Here is an 18,991-nt window from a genome sequence, read left to right on the forward strand (position 1 = left end):
TTTGGCACGACCGAAAAGGAAACTGATTGTGACCGACCTGGTGACACTTGCTGCGCTTCCGGGGCAGATGCCTTCCATCACGGTGCCGGAGAACAGCCCTCTCGGTGCCGGAACCTCGGCCACCATTGGTGTGTCGCTTCTGATCGTGGCGTACTGGTCTGCCACGACGCAGGCAGAGTGGCGCACCGCCGCTGGTGCGCAGATCGACCGGTGGACGAAGGGAAAGTTCGACTGGAAGTCCCTCTTCTACTGGTTCCTGGGTGCACTCGGCCTCACGGCCATCCTCGGGACCTCCGGCAGCACCACTGCGGACGCTGTCATCTGGATCCAGGACAACCTGATCGGCCTGAGTGCGTTCGACAAGCTCAATGAGTTCGTCAAGCTGGCGCTTTGTGTCGTTCTGCTGCGTATGGCCATCAAGCCGAGGGGCGCCGACAAGGAGAGCAGCAAGGCGAACCTCATCTGGGGCTGGATCTGCGTGATCACCCTCCCCATCGTGAGTGACTTCGGTGCCGTTGGGTCCTGTGTCGTCATGCTCCTGATGGCCCTGAAGAACAAGAACGACAGCCTGAGCGATGTCTTCTGGGGCGTCGGCTGTGGCATCATGTGGCCGCTTGGCGGCGGCATGTTCACCGAGGCGTCGCTCCAGCTCGCCAAGATCATGTCCCAGGCCGCGAGCATGGGATGGGCGTGATGGATAACACTGCCTTCCGGGTCGCCGTTCCAGTCCTCTTGATGACGGGCCTGTCTCTCTGGCTCGGAGGCAAGAAGGCTGCCTCCCGGAAAATCGGGATCACTTTTCTGGCGTTGTTCCTGGCGGCTTTCCCTCTCGGGGGTGGCGCCTGGAGCCGGGTGGGGAATCACTTTCACCACCCCTTGGCGGAGGTGAAGTCGTGAATCACCGCCTCGCGGCGGGATTTCTGGCAGTGATGCTCGGCAGTGTCGGGGCTCTGGTGTACAAGAACCAGGGCCCCGACACTGCACCGGCATCGTCCTCTATCCCGGAAACCAACGCCGCCTCGTCAGGAAAGCACGTATGCCCGAAGGGTCCTGAGGCAGCGTCGGACGAGCAGATCAATTCCTGGATCCGGCAGACCCTGACAGTCATGAAGCAGAACGAGATCCCGGGCTCTTTCGACGGCATCAAGAGGAATCTGATCCGCGAGTCGGGCTGCAAGGTGCGTGCCATAAACCTCACTGACATCAATGCGAAGAACGGTGTTCCCTCTAAGGGGCTCCTCCAGGTGATTCCTCCAACATTTGAGGCGAATCATGTTCCCGGGACGTCCAAGGACATTTACGACCCGGTGGCAAACCTCGCTGCTGCCTGCAACTATGCGGCTCACAGGTATGGATCGATCGATAACGTAAACGGTGCCTACTAGCAGGTAGATCAGGTCTCTTCGTTTGAAAAGAGGGCGCGACATGTCCGCACGTGAACATGGTGAGCGACGTTGCTATCTCGCCGGATGTCGGCTGCCCGAATGCCTGGACGCTCATTACCGCTACATGAGCCGATACGATCTTGACCGACATCGAGGAAATGCCCGCCGCGTAGACTCGAAACCTGTCAGCGACCATCTCGAAAAAATGCACGCCGCAGGGTGGAACGACAAGCGGATCGCTAGAGAAACGGGCGTCTCAGAAGGGGCAATCTGGGATCACCGACATCGGATGCACCCGGTAATCAGTCGCAAACTTTCCGATCGAATCCTGGCCCTTGATGTCACTGCACCAAGCGGGCGAGGTGGTGTCCTCATTGACTCCACCGGGACCGTGCGACGACTCAGGGCGCTGGCAAGGATGGGATACACCGCAGCACACATCGCAGAGAAAGCGAAGCTTGCGACCGGCACCATCAGTGAACTCATGAGCGGATCCCGCTCGAAAGTGAACACATCCACCGCGCTGGCCATCGCCGACCTGTACGAATCCTGGTCCGCAGCGCTTGGGCCCAGTATCCGGACCCGGCGATACGCCGAACGGAAAGGATGGGGGTCGCCGCTTACCTGGAACAACATTGACGATCCGAGCGAGAAGCCGGATTTCGGCGAACAAGTGAGCAAGTCCACCGCTCTCGCCGAAGACGGACTTGAACTCGTGGAAAAGCAGGGATACACCCGGGCTCTTGCGGCAGAACGGCTTGGCGTGAAACGCGACACTCTTGATACCGCGATCTCCCGCTACCGAAGCCGAATGCAAGAAAAGAAAACTGCCGCATAAGAGATGAGGAAGTCATGAACACCAAGGCAGGCGCCACCTTCGCCATAGCGTTTCTCGCCCTCGGCGCCTTTCAGGCCGTGACAGGAATCTTCGACGAAGAGGGTGACACACCGGCAGCTCACGCCGCTTCAAATACTTCTCCGGTGAAACCCGAGGGACACCGGCCCACCGAAGGGAAGCTCGGAACCCCCTACAAGAAGCCCGGATCGGCCTGGATCAGCGGATACCACACCGGGATCGACTTCATCGTTCCCGCTGGTACACCCGTACGTGCGGCGGACAGGGGCTCCGTCGTTTCCGCAGGATGGGGAGGCCAGTACGGCAACCAGATTGTGATTCGACACGAAGATGGCACCTATACGCAGTACGCTCATCTCTCGCGTATAGACGTACGTGCTGGATCCACCGTCACGGGAGGCAAGCAGATCGGACTCAGCGGGGCCACCGGCAACGCCTTCGGCCCCCATCTGCACTTCGAGGCACGCACGGGGCCTGACTACGGATCCGACATCGATCCCGTCGCATGGCTGAGCGACCACGGCACAACAGTTTGAGAAACGGAACCTCATGAACACCCGCGTGAAGAAGACGGCAACTTTCGTGTCCGCCATGACCGCCACCTTTGCAACGCTCGCCAATCCGGCGAACGCGGAGCCCGAAGGACGTGTCATCCAGGACCATCCAGCCTTCGAGGGATTCTCCCCCGGGGACATCGCACGGGTCGCCGTCAGTGTCCAGGCGGAAAACATGCAGGAACAGATCCGTGTCAACGAGCTGCTTCGGTTGCGAGAGGCCGCAGAGAAGACAGCAGCCCGGAAGGCCAGGGAGAACCGGATCGAGGCGGAAGCCGCCGAGGCCGCGAAGAGGAACCCTCTACGAGTGGTCGAAGCTCGTGAAGGTCTCGCGCCGCGAAACGGAACGGCGTGGGCAACGGCCCTCAACTGGGCTCAGACCAAGCTCGGTCTCCCTTACGTCTGGGGAGGAGAATCGGATGCCGAAGGCGGGTATGACTGCTCCGGCTTGACGAAGGCCGCATACTCCCGGGCCGGGGTCGCACTTCCCCGGACTGCCCAGGATCAATACTTCGCCAGCGGCGTGCACCCCAGCCAGGATCAGCTCCGACCCGGAGACCTGGTGTTCTACGGCACGCCTGGAAACATTCATCACGTCGGGATGTATACAGGCGGAGGAATGATGCTCCATGCACCGAACTCCAGGAGCCTGATCCGGTTCGACCGTATCGACTACATGGGAGATTACTTCGGCGCCACTCGCGTCGCGTAAGAAGATCAGGAACAGAAAAGGAGAAGACATATGACACCGGAACTGCTGCAAGGGGCTCTTGCCGAGCAGCGCCATCAGATCTTCGATCTGGACATGGACTCTCAGTGCATCCTGCTTCCCGGCAGGCTGCCGGATCAGATGCTGCCGCCACCCCCCGCCCGGAAGGCGATCGACATACCCCCCATCCGCAAGGCCATCGCCCCTCCGGTCGACCGGGCCAAGGTCAGCGAGGTGCGGTGAGGGGCACCACGCATGCACTTATAGGGGCCGCAGTTCCACTCGGAGCTGCGGCCCATGACGTGGGGCCTGCGCAATGCGCCGCCATGGCCGTCATATCCGCCGGATTCGCGCTCGGGCCCGACATCGACCATCCGAGGTCGACCATCAGCCGGGCCCTCCCGCGCCAGGTACACAAGGGCGCCTTATGGCTGTCGGCCAGGGCCCGAACCATCGCAACGGGAAAGGACCGGCGGAGCTTCGCCGGGCGAGCGAGTATCGGGCATGCGGTGGACCATCGGGCCCTGACGCACACCGGAGTGTGCGCGATCGCGATAGGGGTGGCGGCTGGCATTTGGTCGCTCTTCCCGTTCGGGGCGGTGATCATCACGGTTCTTGCCGCACTCGTCAGCAAGGGGCTGATCCCGAGGAAGTTCAGGAGATGGGTCTACCCGGGAGTGGTGGCGGCCGGAGGTCTTGCCTGGCTGGCCGACCTCGATCCGTGGATGGCGGGTCTGGCTGCCGGTCTTGGCTGGCTGTCGCATGTGGTCGCCGATGGATGCACTACGTTCGGGGTGCCGCTGATGTGGCCGGTCATGGTGCACGGAAAGCGGTGGTGGAGGTTCCGCTTCATGGGTTCACGGCTGGAGTCTGGAGACCCGAAGGAGTGGTGGGTTGGCTCGGGGGTAGCGGTGATTTTCATCGGGGTTCCATGTATTTTTTGACGGAGGAGAAGCTGTGACCTCGAAGGACCGGTCGTCGGTACGTTCCCTGGTGGGCGGATCGGTGGTGCTGGCACTGGTGGTATCCCGTCCAGCGATCGCCGACCAGATGGCGTCCTTCCTTCCGGGGTGGGAGTGGTGGATCTTCTGTCAGACGCTCACCACATGCCTGATCATTTTCATCGGGGTCGAAGTCGTACCGGAGGTTCTTCGGGTGAAGCGGAGAAAGCTGGACGGGTCACACGAAGGGATCCCGAGTTGAGTCAGCACGAACACGAGAAGGTGCTCGCAGACCTGGGGGCGATCGACCTGAGTGAGGTCACATGGAGCACCCCGGGTGACGGCAATCAGGCTATCGAGGTGGGTCGGCACGCGTCAGGGGCCGTCTTTCTTCGCCGCCGCGATGATCCGGAGAGGGTCCACCGGTTCACCGCCGAGGAGTGGCGGGCATTCGTCCTCGGGGCCCGCGACGGCGAGTTCGACCTGTCCTGAACGCCGGACGACACGCAGATCCGGGAAGGAGGACAGTCATGGAAACCCATAAGGTGCACGTTTACCTTCGACAGGGAATGTTCCGACCGGTACATCACTTCACCGAAGAGATCCAGGCGGCCGACGAACTGTCTGCCGCAGAGATGGCCTTCGGGGCTCACAAGGCAGCACAGCCGAAGTCGAGTGTGTACGCAGAGGTCATCTCCACTGCTCACAACGGAGCCCCGATCTACCATCGCTGCGGTGACAGGAAACTGAAAGAGAAGTCAGTTTGCTGATCGGGCATGCACGATTTTCAGCCGAAAAGCCCCCGTCATATGGCGGGGGCTTTTCGGTTTTACAGTGTGTATAAAACTGATCTCTCATGGCACACTGTCAGTGAGCAGGGGAGGAATTTGGACTAGGCGTGGACGAGACTCGCGAGAAGCGTGAGGCCCTTCAGTCACGGGTGGACAGTCTGTACGCCCGGATCGAAGTGTTGGCTGCGCGGTACGGAACCCTCATCCCGGAGGCCATGCGGAAGGAAATCGATCAAGAGGTCACGAGGAACTACCGGGAGATCCACCGGCTCAACGAAGAGATCGAAGAGCTGAAGACAAAGGAGGAGCTGGCGGCCGGGCGGCGCGAATCGAGGATCCCCGTGTGGGCTGTGGGCGCTGCGGTGTCGACGGCTGTGCTCGTCATGTCCGTTGCCGCCGGATCGTGGCCGCTGGCGATACTGGGCGTCATCGCCGCCGGATGGACCCTGGTTGACTGGGGCCGGTCCAAGTCCGGGCCCGGCAAGGACATTGAGCTGTGGCGACCTTGACCAGGGTTGACTTTGTCCGTTAGTGTCAGACACACGCCGACAACGGCAGCGATGCGAGAGAGGAGGAAGTCGTGGCCAGAACAGAACGGCTCACCATCCGGCTGGAGCCGGAAGAAAAAGTGTGGGTCCAGAGGATGGCACAAAAGGCGCGACGCAAGGACTCCGACTGGGCTCGCATTGTTTTGCTCGCCGGATTCGAGGATGACGCCGATATCGAACCGCAGCAAGTGACCCGTGACAGCGATGAGATCACCGGGGGTCACCAGGGGCGGGGGGCAAGCCTCGACGACGTGACCGAAACCCTTGTGGAATCAATCCGGAATCAGGAACAGGGATTCCGGATTGGGCAGGAAGTCCCCTCCACCCGGGACCTTGCCAAGACACTCGGAGTGAGCCACCAGACCGTGGCCTCGGCCATGTCCAGCCTCTCCGACCTCGGACTGATCCGCCGCCCGAATCCCGGATCACGGGCCACTGTCATCGCGACGCCTGAGGGCCTGGATCAGGATCCTGACCTGCCGTGCGTCGTGTGCGATCACGCCGAAGGGGTGCACGACGGGCCAGAGGCAGATGGAGGCCCCCAGTGCCAGATCTGCCCGGAAGGCAACGACCGGTATCACGCTTACACCACTGTGGCCGATACCGAGGCGGAGGAATCCTCGGCCTCGCCCGGGTGACCCCCTTTCCGGACGGGCCACTCCGTCAGACCTGAGATCATCATTCTCACGAAGTGTATGCATCCTCGTGAGGAAGCTGATGACTCAAGAAGACGTTCCATCGAATGCAGCACCCCGCCTGTTCCACCTCGTGCGGATCGAGGACGAGACCGGCGTGAGCGGGACGGGGGTGGTAGCCCATGGCATCAAGTTCATTGATGGGTCTTGTGCCATGCGCTGGATCCCCGCACCCGCTCGGTCCACGGCCGTGTATGACTCAATCGAAGACCTTGAGGCCATCCACGGTCATGGAGGAAAGACGAAAATCGCCTTCGTGGACACCCCTGGGGGCCAGCCATGATCGCGGTCCTGATCGTTCTGATCTTCTGCGTCACCCACATCGCAACCGAATGGCTCTGGCGCAGTCAGCAGCATCGCGCCGAGACTGGCGGTGAGACACCCGCCCCCCGGCGCTCACGCTGGAAGCCGAGGCACCGTTGAACCGGAATTGCCCGGGATGCGGCTCTAGCCTCACGTACATCAAGGGCGAAAACCGTATCAACCGGGCTATCGCCGTGGAAGTTGTAGGAGTTCACGCCGGGACGCTGTTTTACAGATGTCCTGACTGCGGGCACGAGTGGCACGCATGGGCGGATCCGAATGTGCAGGCCAAGGCGTTGCCGTACATGAGGAAAACGGAGAAGAAGCCGCACGGGCGCCCGGATGTCTCGCCGTCCCAGCCGGTATGGCACATCTTCTGAACCAAAGTTCACATCGATCCGAAGGCAAGGCGGACACGGTTCTCGTGTCCGCCTGTGCGTTTCTCTGGAAGTCCTATGAGAGGATGACGCGGTGGACGTCGAGATGCCCGGACAGGCAGCGATGCATCAGAAATCCTTCAAGGTCGAAGACGGCACAAGTTCCCCCGAAGGGGATCTTCGAAGCCCTGGAAAGTCGCCCCTTTCTGGAGGTCAGCGGCGGGCCTGTCTCCCTGGATCCGGGCGCAGCATCCGACCGGCGGATCAAATGCACATACATGTAGTCACATTCAACGAGGAGGGGAAACGGTGAGGGGGATCGAAGACGTCCGGGCTGCGGCAATCCAGGCGGCAGCCACCTACCTCAACGGGGCTGGTGTGACCGTCGAGGAGGTCGTGCACACCGCCGACATCATCGCCGCTTACATCGAAGGGGGAGAGGAGGGCGCCCGGCGCATGGCCTGGGAGAAAGCCCCCCGTGAAGGGGGCGGCCTGAACGCCTACGAGCAGGAAGTGCTGAACGGTACCCCGAAGGGCATGAAGGACGCCCTCCAGGACGCGCGCCGGGGAGGAGTTGCGGAGGTGCTGCTGGGGCAGATCCAGCGAATGGACGCTCCGGCCGACACGCCGAAGACCCCAGCCCGGCCCGACGTTTCACCCGAACCGCCGCAGCCGAGCCGCGACCCCCGGGCTCAGCGCCTGCTGGACGCCGCGATCAAGTCGTGTCGGCGCAAGCAGATCGAGATGGCCCTGGCTGAGGCCAAGGACGGTGGGATTGTGCAGGCGAAGGTGCTGCACAACAACAAGGAGGTCCCGCTGCGCGACGCGCTGAAGGAGCTGTGGACGCGACTCCCCAAGACAGCCCCGCAAGCCGTCGGACCCGTGTCGCGATCTACTTCGGACCGGCTTGACCTGGGGTTCTAGGTCAATCGGAGAAAAATTGAGCCTACCTGCTAGATTTTCACAGGTACACACGTTAGACTTACGGCAAGATCCCAGCGCGTGGTATGTTCCGGGAAACCCTGTTATCCCCCCGGAGAGGTGCCCAATGACCAAGCGCGGGTCAGCCCAAGTCGTCACCGACTACCTAGCCATGATGGAGAAAGAGCCCGAGGACAGCAGGGAAGCGATCACTTTCTCCGCGCAGTACCTCATGGTCAGAGACGGTGTCTCCCTTGCGGAACTCGCCGACCACCTCAAGGTGAGCCGCGACTACATGCCCACCAAGATGCGGGACGGGCGCTGGAAGTTCGAAGAACTCGACGCGATGGCCGAACTGTTCGAAGTCCACGCGGGTGACCTTCTGCATGGTCCCCAATACATCAAGAACCTGGAAGAGTCGTAACACCACGACAAAAGGGATAACCCACGGAGGGGGAAGATGAGCAAGTTCAAGCCGACCGACGAGCAGTGCGCCATCATCGATGGATCAATCAAGGGCGAGGATCTGATCGTCCAGGCCGGGGCAGGCGCGGGTAAGTCGTCGACTGTGCGGGGCGCCTGCACCGCAATGGAGGGCAAGAAGATCCTCTACCTGGTCTTCAACAAGGCCGCGCAGCTGGAGGCGCAGAAGTCCTTCCCTGGCAACACCGACTGCCGGACGGTCCATTCACTTGCTCATCGCGCCGTAGGAAGGCACTACGGCAACCGGCCGTTCAAGAAGGTGCTGGTCAAGAAGGACGTGGAACTCCTCGGCCAGTCGGACACCAAGTTCCATATCGGGGACCCCGTCGTTCCTGACGGCAACAAATTCGTCGTCTCGGGATACACCCTCGTGTCCCTGGCCCGACGGACCCTCGACCGCTTCTGCGGGAGCGCCGACAACGAGATCCAGGCGCACCACGTCCCTCTGTACCGTGACTGGAACCGCTGGTTCATCCTGCGTGCCATCATGAGCGTCGGAGAAGACGCGTTCTTCACGATGACGCCCGAGGACAAGAAGAGGCTCAAGGACGGATACTGGAAGGAATTCTCCAGGCACCAGAAGGACGTGGCCACCAGTGTCCTGCCGATCGCAAAGCAGTTGTGGAAGCGCACTACGAACCATGACTCCGAGCACTACTTCACCCCCGACATGTACCTGAAGTTGTGGGCAATGAAGGAGCCGACCCTTCCTGTTGACGCTGTCTTCGTGGACGAGGCGCAGGATTCGACGCAGCTGGTGAGGTCTCTGGTGACGCGTCAGAGCACCCAGAAGGTGGCAGTCGGAGACTCCTTCCAGCAGATGTACAAGTGGCGCGGCGCGGAGGACATCCTCAAGGACTGGCCCGGACGTGAACTCCGACTCACCCAGTCCTTCCGGTTCGGCCAGGCCGTGGCCGACCAGGCGAACCGCTGGATCGAGCTCGCCGGTGGTGACCTCACGCTTCGGGGGAACCCGGCCATCAAGTCCCGTGCGGGCGTCGACATGGATGGTTCACCCACGGCGATCCTGTGCCGGTCCAACGCGATGTGCATCGCGCATGCGATGAAGGCTCTGGATGCAGGCCGGACCGTCGGTGTTGCCGGGGGTGTCAAGCAGCTGACGTCGCTGGTGTGGGGAGCGCTGAAGCTCGTGGACGGAAAGAAGAGTGACCACCCGGATCTGTCGGACTTCACATCCTGGGAAGAGCTGGTCTCGTACTCGAAGACCCCGGACGGCCAGGAATACAAGATCCTGGTGCGGCTGATCGATGAGTACGGTAACGGCCTGGTCGACATCCTGAAGAAGGTGAGCGACGAGAACCGCGCCGAGGTTGTGGTGTCCACCATGCACAAGGCCAAGGGTCTGGAGTGGAAGCACGTCCTGATCTCGGCGCCGTATGAGCTGGAGGATGGACAGGAGGTTCCGGCTCCGACCGAGAAGATCAGCACCGAGGAATGCATGATCAACTACGTGGCGGTGACCCGGGCGCAGGAGACGCTGGACTACTTCGGCGTCTCCTGGATCGACCGCCTCATGGGAGCCGCTTAAGACCCGGCCAAACCTTCATCGGCTCATAATCGAATACTGAGCGCGGCCTGGCGACGGCAGATTCCATAATCTGCCCCATCCGGGCCGTTTTCATATCACCACCTCAGCAAGCCAGGGCTGTTCGGAGAAGTTCGAACCGTCCTGGCTTGCTGCGTACTACCGGGAGGCAGCTCATGGGGATCCGGATCAACAAAGTTCTCGGATACGGACTCACCGACGTCCGGGTTGAAGGCCAATGGCGCATCGCCGATCCTCGCGTCAACTCCAACAGTCATCTCCTGACTCACGTCGAACCAGAGCAGAGTTACCTGTCATACCTGGCGGAACTGGCCGAAGGCGGTGACTTCGATGCCGAGCTGGAGGAAGGAATGCTGCGCATGGCAGGAGAGCGGGGTGCGGTCTCGTTCGATGTGTGCACCTGGGATGCCGAGTATGGCCTGCCCAATGTCCTGGTTGTGCGCCCTGCGGATTCCCCTCAATGGCATCGACGCGACGACCCGATCGACTATGAGGAAGAGTGCGCGAAGCCAGGCGGGACCGAACCTCGAATCACCCCCACGGTTGGCGGGATCTTCCCGTATTCGGGTCTGCACATGGACACCAGGACCGGCGAACGGATCCAAGACACTACGGTCAATACCTGGCGCCAGGTCATCAATGGCAAGGCTGGTAGCGATGAAGAGCGTTCCAAGATTTTGGACATGCTCGCCCAGGTTATGGGTTACGAGAATAACGCCGAGGCTGAGCAATTCATCGCCCCATGGGTGCCTGATGATGTCCGCCGCATCTGCACCTGGGGCGGCCTGTTCACCAGTCCTGAAGTCTGCTTCCAGCTCCGTCCGATGATCTACACCTACTGGTCCTGAAGGGAACCCGGGATGGCGGCGAAGAAGAAAAGCAAAAAAGAGCTCAGCGAAGAGGAAGAGGCTCGCGTCATCGAGAAGGTTCGAGCCGATCTTGCCGAATACCGGCCGGGGATCTGGGCGGAAAAAGTGAACTACGGTCCGGCATGCGTGTGCGGACTCAGAAGGGATGTCGTGTGTCATCGGCATCCAGTATCAGCTCAAAAGGGTAAGGGGAAGGATGTCCGGGGAGAACTACCAGAGTTCGATATCAATCGAGGAGCTGCGTGAGCGCAATGCGGCATCCCAGGCCGAAGCGATCACCCGCAGGGCAGCCGAGGAGCAGGACGACGACTGACCAACAGTTGCTGGATTTTCTGAAATGAATGACTGCGCAGATCCACGCCGTGGGATGCTTGCCCTCTACCTGGCAAGGCAGGTGACCTGCATCATCATAGCTGCCTGAATGATCTGCATGAAAATATGCCTGAACGAGAGGGAAAATGGTGCAGTACGCATCTCTGGATACAGAATTTCTTCCGAACAACCTCACCCCCAGCGGCCTGATTTCCATCGGCATCACGACCCGGCATGCCTCGTACTACGCCGTCAACGCTGACATGAACGCGTTTCAGGTCTGCCAGCGGGAATGGATGGTGGAGAACGTCTGGAAGCATCTCCCGAATCACGGCGTGGGGTACCTCGACTACGACCACGAGGACGTCAAGGACTACGGAACGATCCGCGAGGAAGTCGACGCGTTCTTCCGGGGAATGGCCATCGAGCCGGACAGGGACATCACGGACTACACCACGATGCTCGTCAACCACGGGGCGCAGGACGTGGTCCGGCTGCACACCCTGTGGGACAACGACTGGAAGGTGATGCCCGCTCACATTCCCACGTACGCCGACGATGTGGCTCGCATCAAGAGGGACCTGCGACGCTCGGAGGGCGGATGCGAGCTGGCGATGTCCCTCCCTGTGCAGGATCCGGAGACACTGCACCACGCGCTGTACGACGCCGAGCATGAGCTGGCCGTGTGCGAATACATCCGCAAGCATTGGGTCACGCCATGACGCGGTCCATGCGCAAGCGGCCCGGCACTTCAAAATGGCAGGCATGCGAACGGAAAACCGGACGCTGGAACACCGAAGAGGAAGCCTGGCAGGCGGCGCGGCGCCATGCCCAGTCCAAGCCCTGGGACCTGCCGAAGGTTGCATATTTCTGCCGGTACTGCCACAAGTTCCACATTGGATCTGAGACTGGCCGCCGACAGCGCAGAAAATGACAGCACGACAGCACAGAGGCCGGGCGATACACACTCCACCCCTGTGTACCGGAAAGAGAGAGGCCACATGATCCGCGAAGACCGATTCCTTGTCTCCCGCAAGCCATTCGCCGTCGACCTCGGGAGTCTCCGTGACAGCAAGCAGACCGTCCGGGACGGAGGCACCGAACACGAGCGATACCTGTACAGCGGACAAATTGATGCAGTCTGGTACCGCCGGAAGCAGGGCGGCGTGACCTACGCCTGCCTGGGCTCGCTGGGGCTGTGGAGCCAGAACCTGCGGCGCCGCATCGAGGACATCGAAGACCCGATGCAGGTTCTGACGGCCGACCTGGACAGCCGTTACGGCGGTGACTGCTACGGCAGGTGGGACGGTGAACGGTACTGGGGCTCCCAAAAGCCGACGGAGCAGGCGCTCCACCTGGCGCTACTGGAGCCGATGCTCGCCAATTACCCGGACATCCCTGGCGGGTACTCAGGGTGGTGGACATTTTTCACCAAGAAGAAGCGCTGACCCCCCTTCAAAGCGTCCCGGGAGGGATCTCATGACCACAACAGCAACTCTCGACCAGATTCGAAGTCTGGCGAAGGAAGCTCACGCCGGACAGACCGACAAAATCGGCAGCCCTTATTTCTGGCACGTCGAGGCGGTGGCGAACGGGCTCGCCCCCTTCGGCGTGCACATGCAGATGGCCGGGCTGCTGCACGATGTCATAGAGGACACCAAGTGGACGGCGCAAGAGCTGCTTCACGCTGGCGTTCCCGGCGATGTGCTGCTGACAGTGCTGGCCGTCACGAACGTCCCCTGTTCCTACGAGGAGAAGATCCGATTCATCACCAGGAGCAGGGAAGCGACCCTGGTGAAAATCGCGGACAATGCCCACAATTCCAGAGAAGACCGAGCGAAGCATCTCCCAGAAGACAAGCGCAAGCGTCTCGCCAGGAAGTACAGTGCGGCCCGCAAAGACCTCTGGGCCGCCGTGAGCGAAGAAGAGGTACGGACGGTAGTCTCCATCGTGAACCCGTCCCTCCTGAAAGAGATCCCGGAGCACCGCACAGCGTGATCAATTCGACGGCGCATCAAGTCCCCGAGGGAATACCTTCGTACGTGGAGTTCTCCGTCCAGGCGGAACATGACATCGCCCCGGCTGCCGCATACCTCTCACAGGAGCCGTACCGGCTAAAAAGCATGATCCACCAGACGCTCATCCGGAACGAGGCGGACCCCGAAGCCACTCACGAAATCTACAACCGGTGGGTGGTCCACATCTTCGGACTGAACGTCCACTACGACACAATCCGCCACGGGGGCTTGATGGTTGTCCAGGTCGAGATCCCGCTCTTCCGGCGGCAGGCCCTCAAGCTCGCAGGGCTTGCCGCATAGCCTGCCGCCGGTCAGCTCCTGAGCCCGAGGAGCATCGAGCGTGCATATTGTCGATGGCCCGCATCGTTGGGGTGGAACACTCCACTGAAGTCATCGGACAGCTTCTCCATTCCCCACATCCAGGGATCCCGGGTGCACAGCTCATGTCCGGTGAAGTCCGGGTTCACATAGCCCCACCGGTCTCCCATTTCCCCCACCTCACGCCGGATGACCTGGTCGATCCCGTCGGCCAGGTCGTTGAGGCGATCTTTGTTTTCTTCAGGGACGGGCCACGGGCAGGCCGTTCCGTCTCCATATCCGTGCGGGTAGCCGCCCACCAGGACCCTCGTGTTCGGTCCCGTCTTTCCGTCGACAGCGCGGTATGCCTTATTGAGCCTCCCCGCAAGCTCACCTTCGACGAAGGCCGACGCCACCTTGTAGGTCTTCTCGCACAACGCCTTGACCGGGTTCACACCGCATGCGGCGACCGCCCCCAGGAACACTCCGCGATCGTTCCCCCCGATGGTCAGAGTGACCACGTCGGTGCCGGGGCCAACGGGGTCCAGTTGAGTGTTGATCAGATCATCAGTGCTGGCGTTTCCGCAGGCTGTATTTTGGAAATCCTGCGGATCTCTGATGTCGTATCCGAGGCTGCTGGCCATCAGGGATCCGTAGGAGCGATCAGATCTCCTGCATTCATCTCTCTTGGCTCCGGTGGTGCCGTTCCCTGCCGAGTAGGAGTCCCCGAGGGTGACGAACCTCGTCCCGCCGGGCTGGCCCGCCCCGGCAGGGGCGACCGAGAAGACGAGGACACCAGCTGTCGCGATGGTCACCCCGAGGGCAGCGAGAGTGGATGCAACGGGGCCCTGGAGGGCCTTTCTGATCTGACTCCGGCCAATCATCATTCACACAGGGTGACCGATACTCGACTCATGGTCATATGACCACTGACACATCGATCCCGAAATTTTTCACAGGTATCTGATATCTAGTCTATGATGTACCATAGATATTCACAGGAAGGGGCGCCCATGGAACCCGAGTACGAACCGGACTTCTCCCAGATGAAGACCGCAGACCTCGCCACTTACGCACACCAGATGAAGATCCAGGCCGAGGTTGCCGAAAAGAGGGCCGAGCGAGCCATAGAGGAACTGAAGGAACGGATCCAGGAGGAAGGGACGGCTCTCTACGGTGACACCGCCGTGGTCGCTTTCCCCACTCGCCGGTTCAGCGCCAAGAACGCTAAGGCGACCCTGACTCCAGCCCAGTACACGGCGATTTGCAAGTACAAGCCGGACTCCAAGCTCGCGAAGAAGATCCTCGGAGAGAAGAGCAAGGAGTACCAGAACTCCTGCGAGACGTACGGCTGGACACTCCGGATCCGTGATGCAACCGACGAAGACCACGAAGTTGCGCTCGGGAAGTCCGTGTTGAGCGAAACATGCGGCGTGGAAGATTCCGTACAGGATGACGAGCCTCCGTTCTAGAGTGATTCCCGTCAACCCGGAGGAAGGGGGAGCGTGAACTACACAGAGCTCAAAGAAATCCTCAACACTCGCACCGTCAGGGCATCCGCCCAGGTCGACGCCCAGACTCTCGGCGGATCTGACCGCAGTCTGCTGTTGGGCTGCACCTGTAGTCGGAATGTCTGGCATGTGTACCTGAAGGACGGCCGGATCCACCGCTTCGTGTACCGCGAAGACAAGGATGTCCGGCATGAGGCGCGGACGTCCTGGCCGATGGAGGAGCTGGTGCCGGACAAGCGGGTTTATCCGGAGTACTCGGACGCCGCCTTCTCCCGTGTGCTGGAGGGCAATGGCATCGAGGTCCCGTTCGCCAGGTTCGATGACATCAGGTACAGCCTGGCCAGGGCCCGGGAGGCGGAAGGGGTCTTCCGGGCCCCCATCAAGGCAGGCTGAAAGCATGGTCTGCGAAAAGTGCTCCTCCGTCATGTACGACCTGGGAACTCGGTACTGGTGCCGATCCTGCGGTCACAACACGAACAGGATCGCGTACGACCCGGACGAGATTCCTGAGGATGCGGGTACGAACTTCCGATCGTCACCACCCCGTATGCCGTCGCAGTCGCGGGGTGATTCACGCGAGTGGGGTTCCAAGGGGAGAGTCGCCTGACGCGCGCACAGCTACGGACCATCAACAACGAGTGATGATCCGTAGCTGTGCGTAGTCAAACATATGCGATGATCAGTGGGGGTGCAGGGCGAGCCCATCCTGGTTCACCGCTGGAGAAGACCGTCCTGACGCGCATCCCGGTAGAGGCGAACATGACGGACAGGGCGGCGCGTTGAACGACCACATCTACGTATCGATTCCGGCCGGACCCGGGTCGGGAAAAACAATCCGCCGCGCAGTCGACGCCGTACTCGCCCAGACTCACCGGAACCTCACCCTGGTCGTCGTCAACGACGGTGACCCCCGGGCATCCGAAACCCTGTGGCCCAAGCTGGCCGACATCCGCGACACCCGGCTGGTCCGTTACAACCTGCCCGACAATCGCGGCCGGTACCACGCGGATGCCGTCGTCCTCTCCGCTGTCCACGCCATCGCGCCCGACAGCTTCTTTGCGATGCACGACGCCGACGACAGGGCCCGGCCCACCTGGCTCGCCACCCAACTTGCCACCCTCAAGCGGCACAAGTCCGAAGCTGTGTTCTGCACCCATGCCGTGCACGGTTTGCACACCCGCCTTGCCCGCATGGAGCGCCCCAAGGAGTACACCGGACGGTTCACGTTCTACGCCCACATGGCAGGACTGTGGCGCACCCGGTTCATTCACGCCCTTGGCGGCCCCCGCCCGGACTTCCGTGTCGGATACGACACCATGCTCACCGGATCCGCCATGGCCACCGGGAAAGTCCGCCTCTACCGGGGTGTGCTGTATGACCGTCACCTCCAGGTCACCTCCCTGACCAAATCCCACAGCACCCGCATCGGCTCCCCGATGCGCAAGCAGGCCAAGGACTGGATGGAGAGCCGCTGGCCGAGTGTCACCCGGGCCGCCCGCACCTCACCCGAAGCCGTCGGAAAGATCCTGACGAAAGGGATTCCCGACTACGTCGCAACCGAGGTGAGCGCGCAGTCGGAAGCGCTGCGACGCCTCCTCACCGACCCCAGCCCGAACAAGACCAGGACATTCACCGTGCCGAGCCCTCGAACCCCGGTCCCCGACTGGGCCGCCGTCCTCAAGGAGACGAGCCTGTGGGGGGCCTGGGCGCTGAACCTGGAAACCGGGAAGGCGATCGTCCGGGAACTCGAAGCCCGCAGGCCACGGCGCATTCTCGAAGCCGGGTCGGGAACCTCGACCGTCCTGTTCTCCCAGTACGCCGACCGGTATGGCGCCGAAGTGATCTCCCTGGAGTCCTCCCAGGAATTCCGTGGCCGCACCCGCAAGCTCCTCGATGAACGGGGTACCGGAAGTCGCGTCGATATCCGGTACGCACCTCTCCGCCGGTCCGCCGACGGACCCTGGTACGACACCGACATCCCCGAGGGTGTCGACCTGGCCATTGTGGACGGTCCACGCGCCAAGGACGGTGGACGGCTTGCCGCCCTGTACTACCTCATGCCGAAGCTGAACCCGGGCGCCATCATCATCCTCGACGACACTGACCGAAAAAAAGAGCAGGCTGACCTGCGCGAATGGAATCGCCGGTACGGATTGGACTTCGACTTCATCCCCGGCAGCAACAGCACCGCCTCCTACGCCGTCACCCCCGATGTGGATGCGCGCAACACAGGCGGGGCCAAGGTCGTCATCACCCTGCTCACCGGACGCCGCCCGGGGCACCTCGACCACACACTGAACCGACTCCAGGCATGTGCCCCCGGCCTGCTGTCCCGGGCCCATGTCATCGCCCTGCACAACGGAGGGGACGCCGAAACCGCCCGCGTCCTCGACAAGTACAACAAGGTTATCGACGCATCCTGGACCTCGTCCGTCCTGTACGGGATCGGCGAAGCCACCTCCATGCTCGCCCAGCAGGCCGCCGCGTCCGGACGCAAATACTGGTTGCACCTGGAAGACGACTGGGCCCTGATCCCCACTACATCCGACTGGCTCGCCCAGGCCCAGCAGATTTTGCATACCCGGCCGGATGTGCACCAGGTCCGTCTGCGGCATACCTGCGAGAAAACCTTGAGCAAACACATGGTTACCGGGCGAGCCCTGAACTGGTATGACTACAGCACCTTCCACCTGTGCCGGGACACTCACTACACCCTCAATCCATCTCTGGTCCGCGTGAAGGACATCGGGAAGATCTGGCCAGCCGACGGAGAGAAAGCAGCGCAGCGACGAGCACACGTGAACCGTCTTCGCGGAGCCGCCCGGCTCACCCCCGGGGTGTTCGTTCACACCGGGGAGGACGATTCTCTGCGCGCGGAAACCCGCTGCAAGGTGTGAGGAGAAAATGTGTCCGTAGCAGTTCTCATCCCCTGGGCAGGCGACTGCCCTCACCGCAAGGTCGCCCTCGGGTACGTGCGCGAGTGGTACGAGAACAACCATCCCGGCTGGGAGATCCACGAGGGGTATGCGCAGGACGGACTCAGATGGTGTAAGGCCGAGGCCGTCGCCGACGCCCTGCGCCGGACTCGCGCGGACATTCTCGTCATCGCCGACGCCGACTCCATCGCACCGAATGTGAAAGACGCTGTCAGAGCCGTTCAGCGGGGTCATGCATGGGCCATGGCGCACCACACGGTGCACCGGCTTTCGTGGAACGCGACGATGAAAGTCCTCAATTCCACCACATGGCCACAGATCATCCCGCGAGATAAGAAACATTACGATTCCTGGCCATACATAGCGATGGCCGGAGGCGGCATCACCGTGATCCGGCGCGACGTCTACCTGGAGGCGCCCATGGATCACCGCTTCCTGGGGTGGGGGCAGGAGGACGGCGCCTGGGGGACGGCACTGAGCCGTCTGTACGGACCTCCCTGGCGGGCCGCGTACGCGCGTCTGTGGCACCTATGGCATCCGCCACAGCGCAAAGTCGCCCGGGTGCACGGCCCCCTTGGGGTGAGGGATCTTCAGCTCCAGTACCGGGGTGCCCAGTCCAATGCGTCCATGCGTGCCGTCCTGGATGAACCCCGCCGGTACGTACGGCAGGTGCTCGCGGGGAATTCACAGGCTACTTCCCCCGGAGGGGTTCGAAAGGGAGAACGGTGATGCTGTCCGCAGCCGTCCTGGTGCCCTGGGCCGGGAAGTGTCCGCACCGCCGGGCCGCTTGGGATTATGTGCGGGACTGGTACCGGATTCATCATCCGGATTGGCAGATCGTTGTGGGGGAGTCGAGAGTCGGAAGGCAGTGGTGCAAGGCGGAGGCGGTGGCGGATGCGTTGAGCAAGACCCGGGCGG

Annotated in this window: 27 protein-coding genes and 1 pseudogene; 27 read left to right on the top strand and 1 reads right to left on the bottom strand. The window is 61.9% G+C overall.

From position 1 onward, the window contains the following. Positions 1 to 28 precede the first annotated feature (28 nt). From IEJ02_RS12200 to IEJ02_RS12300, 23 genes and pseudogenes are all read left to right on the top strand, one after another. A complete protein-coding gene (locus IEJ02_RS12200) occupies positions 29 to 694 on the top strand; it encodes a hypothetical protein (RefSeq protein ID WP_191064836.1) in 666 nt (221 codons plus the stop codon). A 385-nt stretch (positions 695 to 1,079) separates the two neighbouring features. Next, positions 1,080 to 1,385 (top strand): annotated as a pseudogene (locus IEJ02_RS12205) (transglycosylase SLT domain-containing protein); the annotation flags it as partial. Positions 1,386 to 1,425: 40 nt separating this feature from the next. After that, complete coding sequence (locus IEJ02_RS12210; protein WP_191064837.1) at positions 1,426 to 2,223, top strand: hypothetical protein; 798 nt, start codon at positions 1,426 to 1,428, stop codon at positions 2,221 to 2,223. Between the two features lie 14 nt (positions 2,224 to 2,237). Next, the gene (locus IEJ02_RS12215; protein WP_191064838.1) at positions 2,238 to 2,777 is read left to right on the top strand and encodes a M23 family metallopeptidase; all 540 of its coding nucleotides are present in this window, start codon (positions 2,238 to 2,240) and stop codon (positions 2,775 to 2,777) included. Positions 2,778 to 2,790: 13 nt separating this feature from the next. Continuing rightward, positions 2,791 to 3,507, top strand: a complete 717-nt coding sequence (locus IEJ02_RS50365; RefSeq protein ID WP_191064839.1) for a C40 family peptidase — start codon at positions 2,791 to 2,793, stop codon at positions 3,505 to 3,507. Between the two features lie 30 nt (positions 3,508 to 3,537). After that, positions 3,538 to 3,747, top strand: coding sequence for a hypothetical protein (locus IEJ02_RS12225; protein WP_191064840.1), 210 nt, complete (start codon positions 3,538 to 3,540; stop codon positions 3,745 to 3,747). Beyond that, entirely contained in the window at positions 3,744 to 4,448 is a 705-nt protein-coding gene (locus IEJ02_RS12230; RefSeq protein ID WP_191064841.1) for a metal-dependent hydrolase, read from the top strand. The genes IEJ02_RS12225 and IEJ02_RS12230 overlap by 4 nt, the downstream gene beginning before the upstream one ends. Before the next feature lie 13 nt (positions 4,449 to 4,461). Further along, positions 4,462 to 4,707, top strand: coding sequence for a hypothetical protein (locus IEJ02_RS12235; RefSeq protein ID WP_191064842.1), 246 nt, complete (start codon positions 4,462 to 4,464; stop codon positions 4,705 to 4,707). Beyond that, positions 4,704 to 4,937, top strand: a complete 234-nt coding sequence (locus IEJ02_RS12240; protein ID WP_223863701.1) for a DUF397 domain-containing protein — start codon at positions 4,704 to 4,706, stop codon at positions 4,935 to 4,937. Before IEJ02_RS12235 ends, IEJ02_RS12240 begins: the two co-directional genes overlap by 4 nt. Before the next feature lie 38 nt (positions 4,938 to 4,975). Further along, on the top strand, positions 4,976 to 5,215 hold the full coding sequence (locus IEJ02_RS12245; RefSeq protein ID WP_191064843.1) for a hypothetical protein: 240 nt from the start codon (positions 4,976 to 4,978) through the stop codon (positions 5,213 to 5,215). Between the two features lie 128 nt (positions 5,216 to 5,343). After that, on the top strand, positions 5,344 to 5,745 hold the full coding sequence (locus tag IEJ02_RS12250) for a hypothetical protein (protein WP_191064844.1): 402 nt from the start codon (positions 5,344 to 5,346) through the stop codon (positions 5,743 to 5,745). Positions 5,746 to 5,816: 71 nt separating this feature from the next. Further along, complete coding sequence (locus IEJ02_RS12255) at positions 5,817 to 6,422, top strand: GntR family transcriptional regulator (protein WP_191064845.1); 606 nt, start codon at positions 5,817 to 5,819, stop codon at positions 6,420 to 6,422. Between the two features lie 79 nt (positions 6,423 to 6,501). After that, the gene (locus tag IEJ02_RS51365) at positions 6,502 to 6,762 is read left to right on the top strand and encodes a hypothetical protein (RefSeq protein WP_498067030.1); all 261 of its coding nucleotides are present in this window, start codon (positions 6,502 to 6,504) and stop codon (positions 6,760 to 6,762) included. A gap of 136 nt (positions 6,763 to 6,898) precedes the next feature. Beyond that, a complete protein-coding gene (locus IEJ02_RS50745) occupies positions 6,899 to 7,162 on the top strand; it encodes a hypothetical protein (protein WP_369075646.1) in 264 nt (87 codons plus the stop codon). Between the two features lie 306 nt (positions 7,163 to 7,468). After that, complete coding sequence (locus IEJ02_RS12260; RefSeq protein ID WP_191064846.1) at positions 7,469 to 8,083, top strand: hypothetical protein; 615 nt, start codon at positions 7,469 to 7,471, stop codon at positions 8,081 to 8,083. 124 nt (positions 8,084 to 8,207) lie between these two features. Beyond that, positions 8,208 to 8,504, top strand: coding sequence for a hypothetical protein (locus tag IEJ02_RS12265; RefSeq protein ID WP_191064847.1), 297 nt, complete (start codon positions 8,208 to 8,210; stop codon positions 8,502 to 8,504). A gap of 36 nt (positions 8,505 to 8,540) precedes the next feature. Further along, complete coding sequence (locus tag IEJ02_RS12270) at positions 8,541 to 10,112, top strand: UvrD-helicase domain-containing protein (protein WP_191064848.1); 1,572 nt, start codon at positions 8,541 to 8,543, stop codon at positions 10,110 to 10,112. A gap of 173 nt (positions 10,113 to 10,285) precedes the next feature. Next, the gene (locus IEJ02_RS12275; protein ID WP_191064849.1) at positions 10,286 to 10,978 is read left to right on the top strand and encodes a hypothetical protein; all 693 of its coding nucleotides are present in this window, start codon (positions 10,286 to 10,288) and stop codon (positions 10,976 to 10,978) included. A gap of 12 nt (positions 10,979 to 10,990) precedes the next feature. Then, complete coding sequence (locus IEJ02_RS12280) at positions 10,991 to 11,245, top strand: hypothetical protein (protein ID WP_191064850.1); 255 nt, start codon at positions 10,991 to 10,993, stop codon at positions 11,243 to 11,245. Positions 11,246 to 11,457: 212 nt separating this feature from the next. Next, on the top strand, positions 11,458 to 12,033 hold the full coding sequence (locus tag IEJ02_RS12285) for a 3'-5' exoribonuclease (RefSeq protein WP_191064851.1): 576 nt from the start codon (positions 11,458 to 11,460) through the stop codon (positions 12,031 to 12,033). A 279-nt stretch (positions 12,034 to 12,312) separates the two neighbouring features. Then, on the top strand, positions 12,313 to 12,759 hold the full coding sequence (locus tag IEJ02_RS12290; protein WP_191064852.1) for a hypothetical protein: 447 nt from the start codon (positions 12,313 to 12,315) through the stop codon (positions 12,757 to 12,759). 31 nt (positions 12,760 to 12,790) lie between these two features. Next, positions 12,791 to 13,309, top strand: a complete 519-nt coding sequence (locus IEJ02_RS12295) for a phosphohydrolase (protein WP_191064853.1) — start codon at positions 12,791 to 12,793, stop codon at positions 13,307 to 13,309. A gap of 44 nt (positions 13,310 to 13,353) precedes the next feature. Continuing rightward, positions 13,354 to 13,629 (top strand): hypothetical protein, encoded by a 276-nt coding sequence (locus tag IEJ02_RS12300; RefSeq protein WP_191064854.1) that lies wholly within the window; start codon positions 13,354 to 13,356, stop codon positions 13,627 to 13,629. A gap of 11 nt (positions 13,630 to 13,640) precedes the next feature. On the opposite strand, the gene IEJ02_RS12305 is transcribed toward IEJ02_RS12300, so the two are convergent. After that, a complete protein-coding gene (locus IEJ02_RS12305) occupies positions 13,641 to 14,441 on the bottom strand; it encodes an SGNH/GDSL hydrolase family protein (RefSeq protein WP_191064855.1) in 801 nt (266 codons plus the stop codon). 198 nt (positions 14,442 to 14,639) lie between these two features. Here IEJ02_RS12305 and IEJ02_RS12310 point away from each other — a divergent pair, with 198 nt between their 5' ends. The 4 genes from IEJ02_RS12310 to IEJ02_RS12325 all read left to right on the top strand — a co-directional run bounded on the left by IEJ02_RS12310 (position 14,640) and on the right by IEJ02_RS12325 (position 18,802). Continuing rightward, complete coding sequence (locus IEJ02_RS12310) at positions 14,640 to 15,098, top strand: hypothetical protein (RefSeq protein ID WP_191064856.1); 459 nt, start codon at positions 14,640 to 14,642, stop codon at positions 15,096 to 15,098. A 33-nt stretch (positions 15,099 to 15,131) separates the two neighbouring features. Further along, positions 15,132 to 15,530, top strand: a complete 399-nt coding sequence (locus IEJ02_RS12315) for a hypothetical protein (protein WP_191064857.1) — start codon at positions 15,132 to 15,134, stop codon at positions 15,528 to 15,530. Between the two features lie 386 nt (positions 15,531 to 15,916). Beyond that, the gene (locus IEJ02_RS12320) at positions 15,917 to 18,034 is read left to right on the top strand and encodes a glycosyltransferase (protein WP_191064858.1); all 2,118 of its coding nucleotides are present in this window, start codon (positions 15,917 to 15,919) and stop codon (positions 18,032 to 18,034) included. A gap of 9 nt (positions 18,035 to 18,043) precedes the next feature. Then, positions 18,044 to 18,802 (top strand): hypothetical protein, encoded by a 759-nt coding sequence (locus IEJ02_RS12325; protein WP_191064859.1) that lies wholly within the window; start codon positions 18,044 to 18,046, stop codon positions 18,800 to 18,802. The last annotated feature ends 189 nt before the right edge of the window (positions 18,803 to 18,991 follow it).

It is taken from the genome of Streptomyces sp. 5-10, from assembly GCF_014712245.1.
Lineage (GTDB): Bacteria > Actinomycetota > Actinomycetes > Streptomycetales > Streptomycetaceae > Streptomyces > Streptomyces violaceusniger.

Excerpts from the sequence above, each read along its gene's own strand:
- IEJ02_RS12210 (WP_191064837.1), top strand. The coding sequence starts at position 1,426 with ATGTCCGCACGTGAACATGGTGAGCGACGTTGCTATCTCGCCGGATGT.
- IEJ02_RS12215 (WP_191064838.1), top strand. The coding sequence starts at position 2,238 with ATGAACACCAAGGCAGGCGCCACCTTCGCCATAGCGTTTCTCGCCCTC.
- IEJ02_RS50365 (WP_191064839.1), top strand. The coding sequence starts at position 2,791 with ATGAACACCCGCGTGAAGAAGACGGCAACTTTCGTGTCCGCCATGACC.
- IEJ02_RS12225 (WP_191064840.1), top strand. The coding sequence starts at position 3,538 with ATGACACCGGAACTGCTGCAAGGGGCTCTTGCCGAGCAGCGCCATCAG.
- IEJ02_RS12245 (WP_191064843.1), top strand. The coding sequence starts at position 4,976 with ATGGAAACCCATAAGGTGCACGTTTACCTTCGACAGGGAATGTTCCGA.
- IEJ02_RS51365 (WP_498067030.1), top strand. The coding sequence starts at position 6,502 with ATGACTCAAGAAGACGTTCCATCGAATGCAGCACCCCGCCTGTTCCAC.
- IEJ02_RS12265 (WP_191064847.1), top strand. The coding sequence starts at position 8,208 with ATGACCAAGCGCGGGTCAGCCCAAGTCGTCACCGACTACCTAGCCATG.
- IEJ02_RS12270 (WP_191064848.1), top strand. The coding sequence starts at position 8,541 with ATGAGCAAGTTCAAGCCGACCGACGAGCAGTGCGCCATCATCGATGGA.
- IEJ02_RS12275 (WP_191064849.1), top strand. The coding sequence starts at position 10,286 with ATGGGGATCCGGATCAACAAAGTTCTCGGATACGGACTCACCGACGTC.
- IEJ02_RS12280 (WP_191064850.1), top strand. The coding sequence starts at position 10,991 with ATGGCGGCGAAGAAGAAAAGCAAAAAAGAGCTCAGCGAAGAGGAAGAG.
- IEJ02_RS12285 (WP_191064851.1), top strand. The coding sequence starts at position 11,458 with ATGGTGCAGTACGCATCTCTGGATACAGAATTTCTTCCGAACAACCTC.
- IEJ02_RS12290 (WP_191064852.1), top strand. The coding sequence starts at position 12,313 with ATGATCCGCGAAGACCGATTCCTTGTCTCCCGCAAGCCATTCGCCGTC.
- IEJ02_RS12295 (WP_191064853.1), top strand. The coding sequence starts at position 12,791 with ATGACCACAACAGCAACTCTCGACCAGATTCGAAGTCTGGCGAAGGAA.
- IEJ02_RS12310 (WP_191064856.1), top strand. The coding sequence starts at position 14,640 with ATGGAACCCGAGTACGAACCGGACTTCTCCCAGATGAAGACCGCAGAC.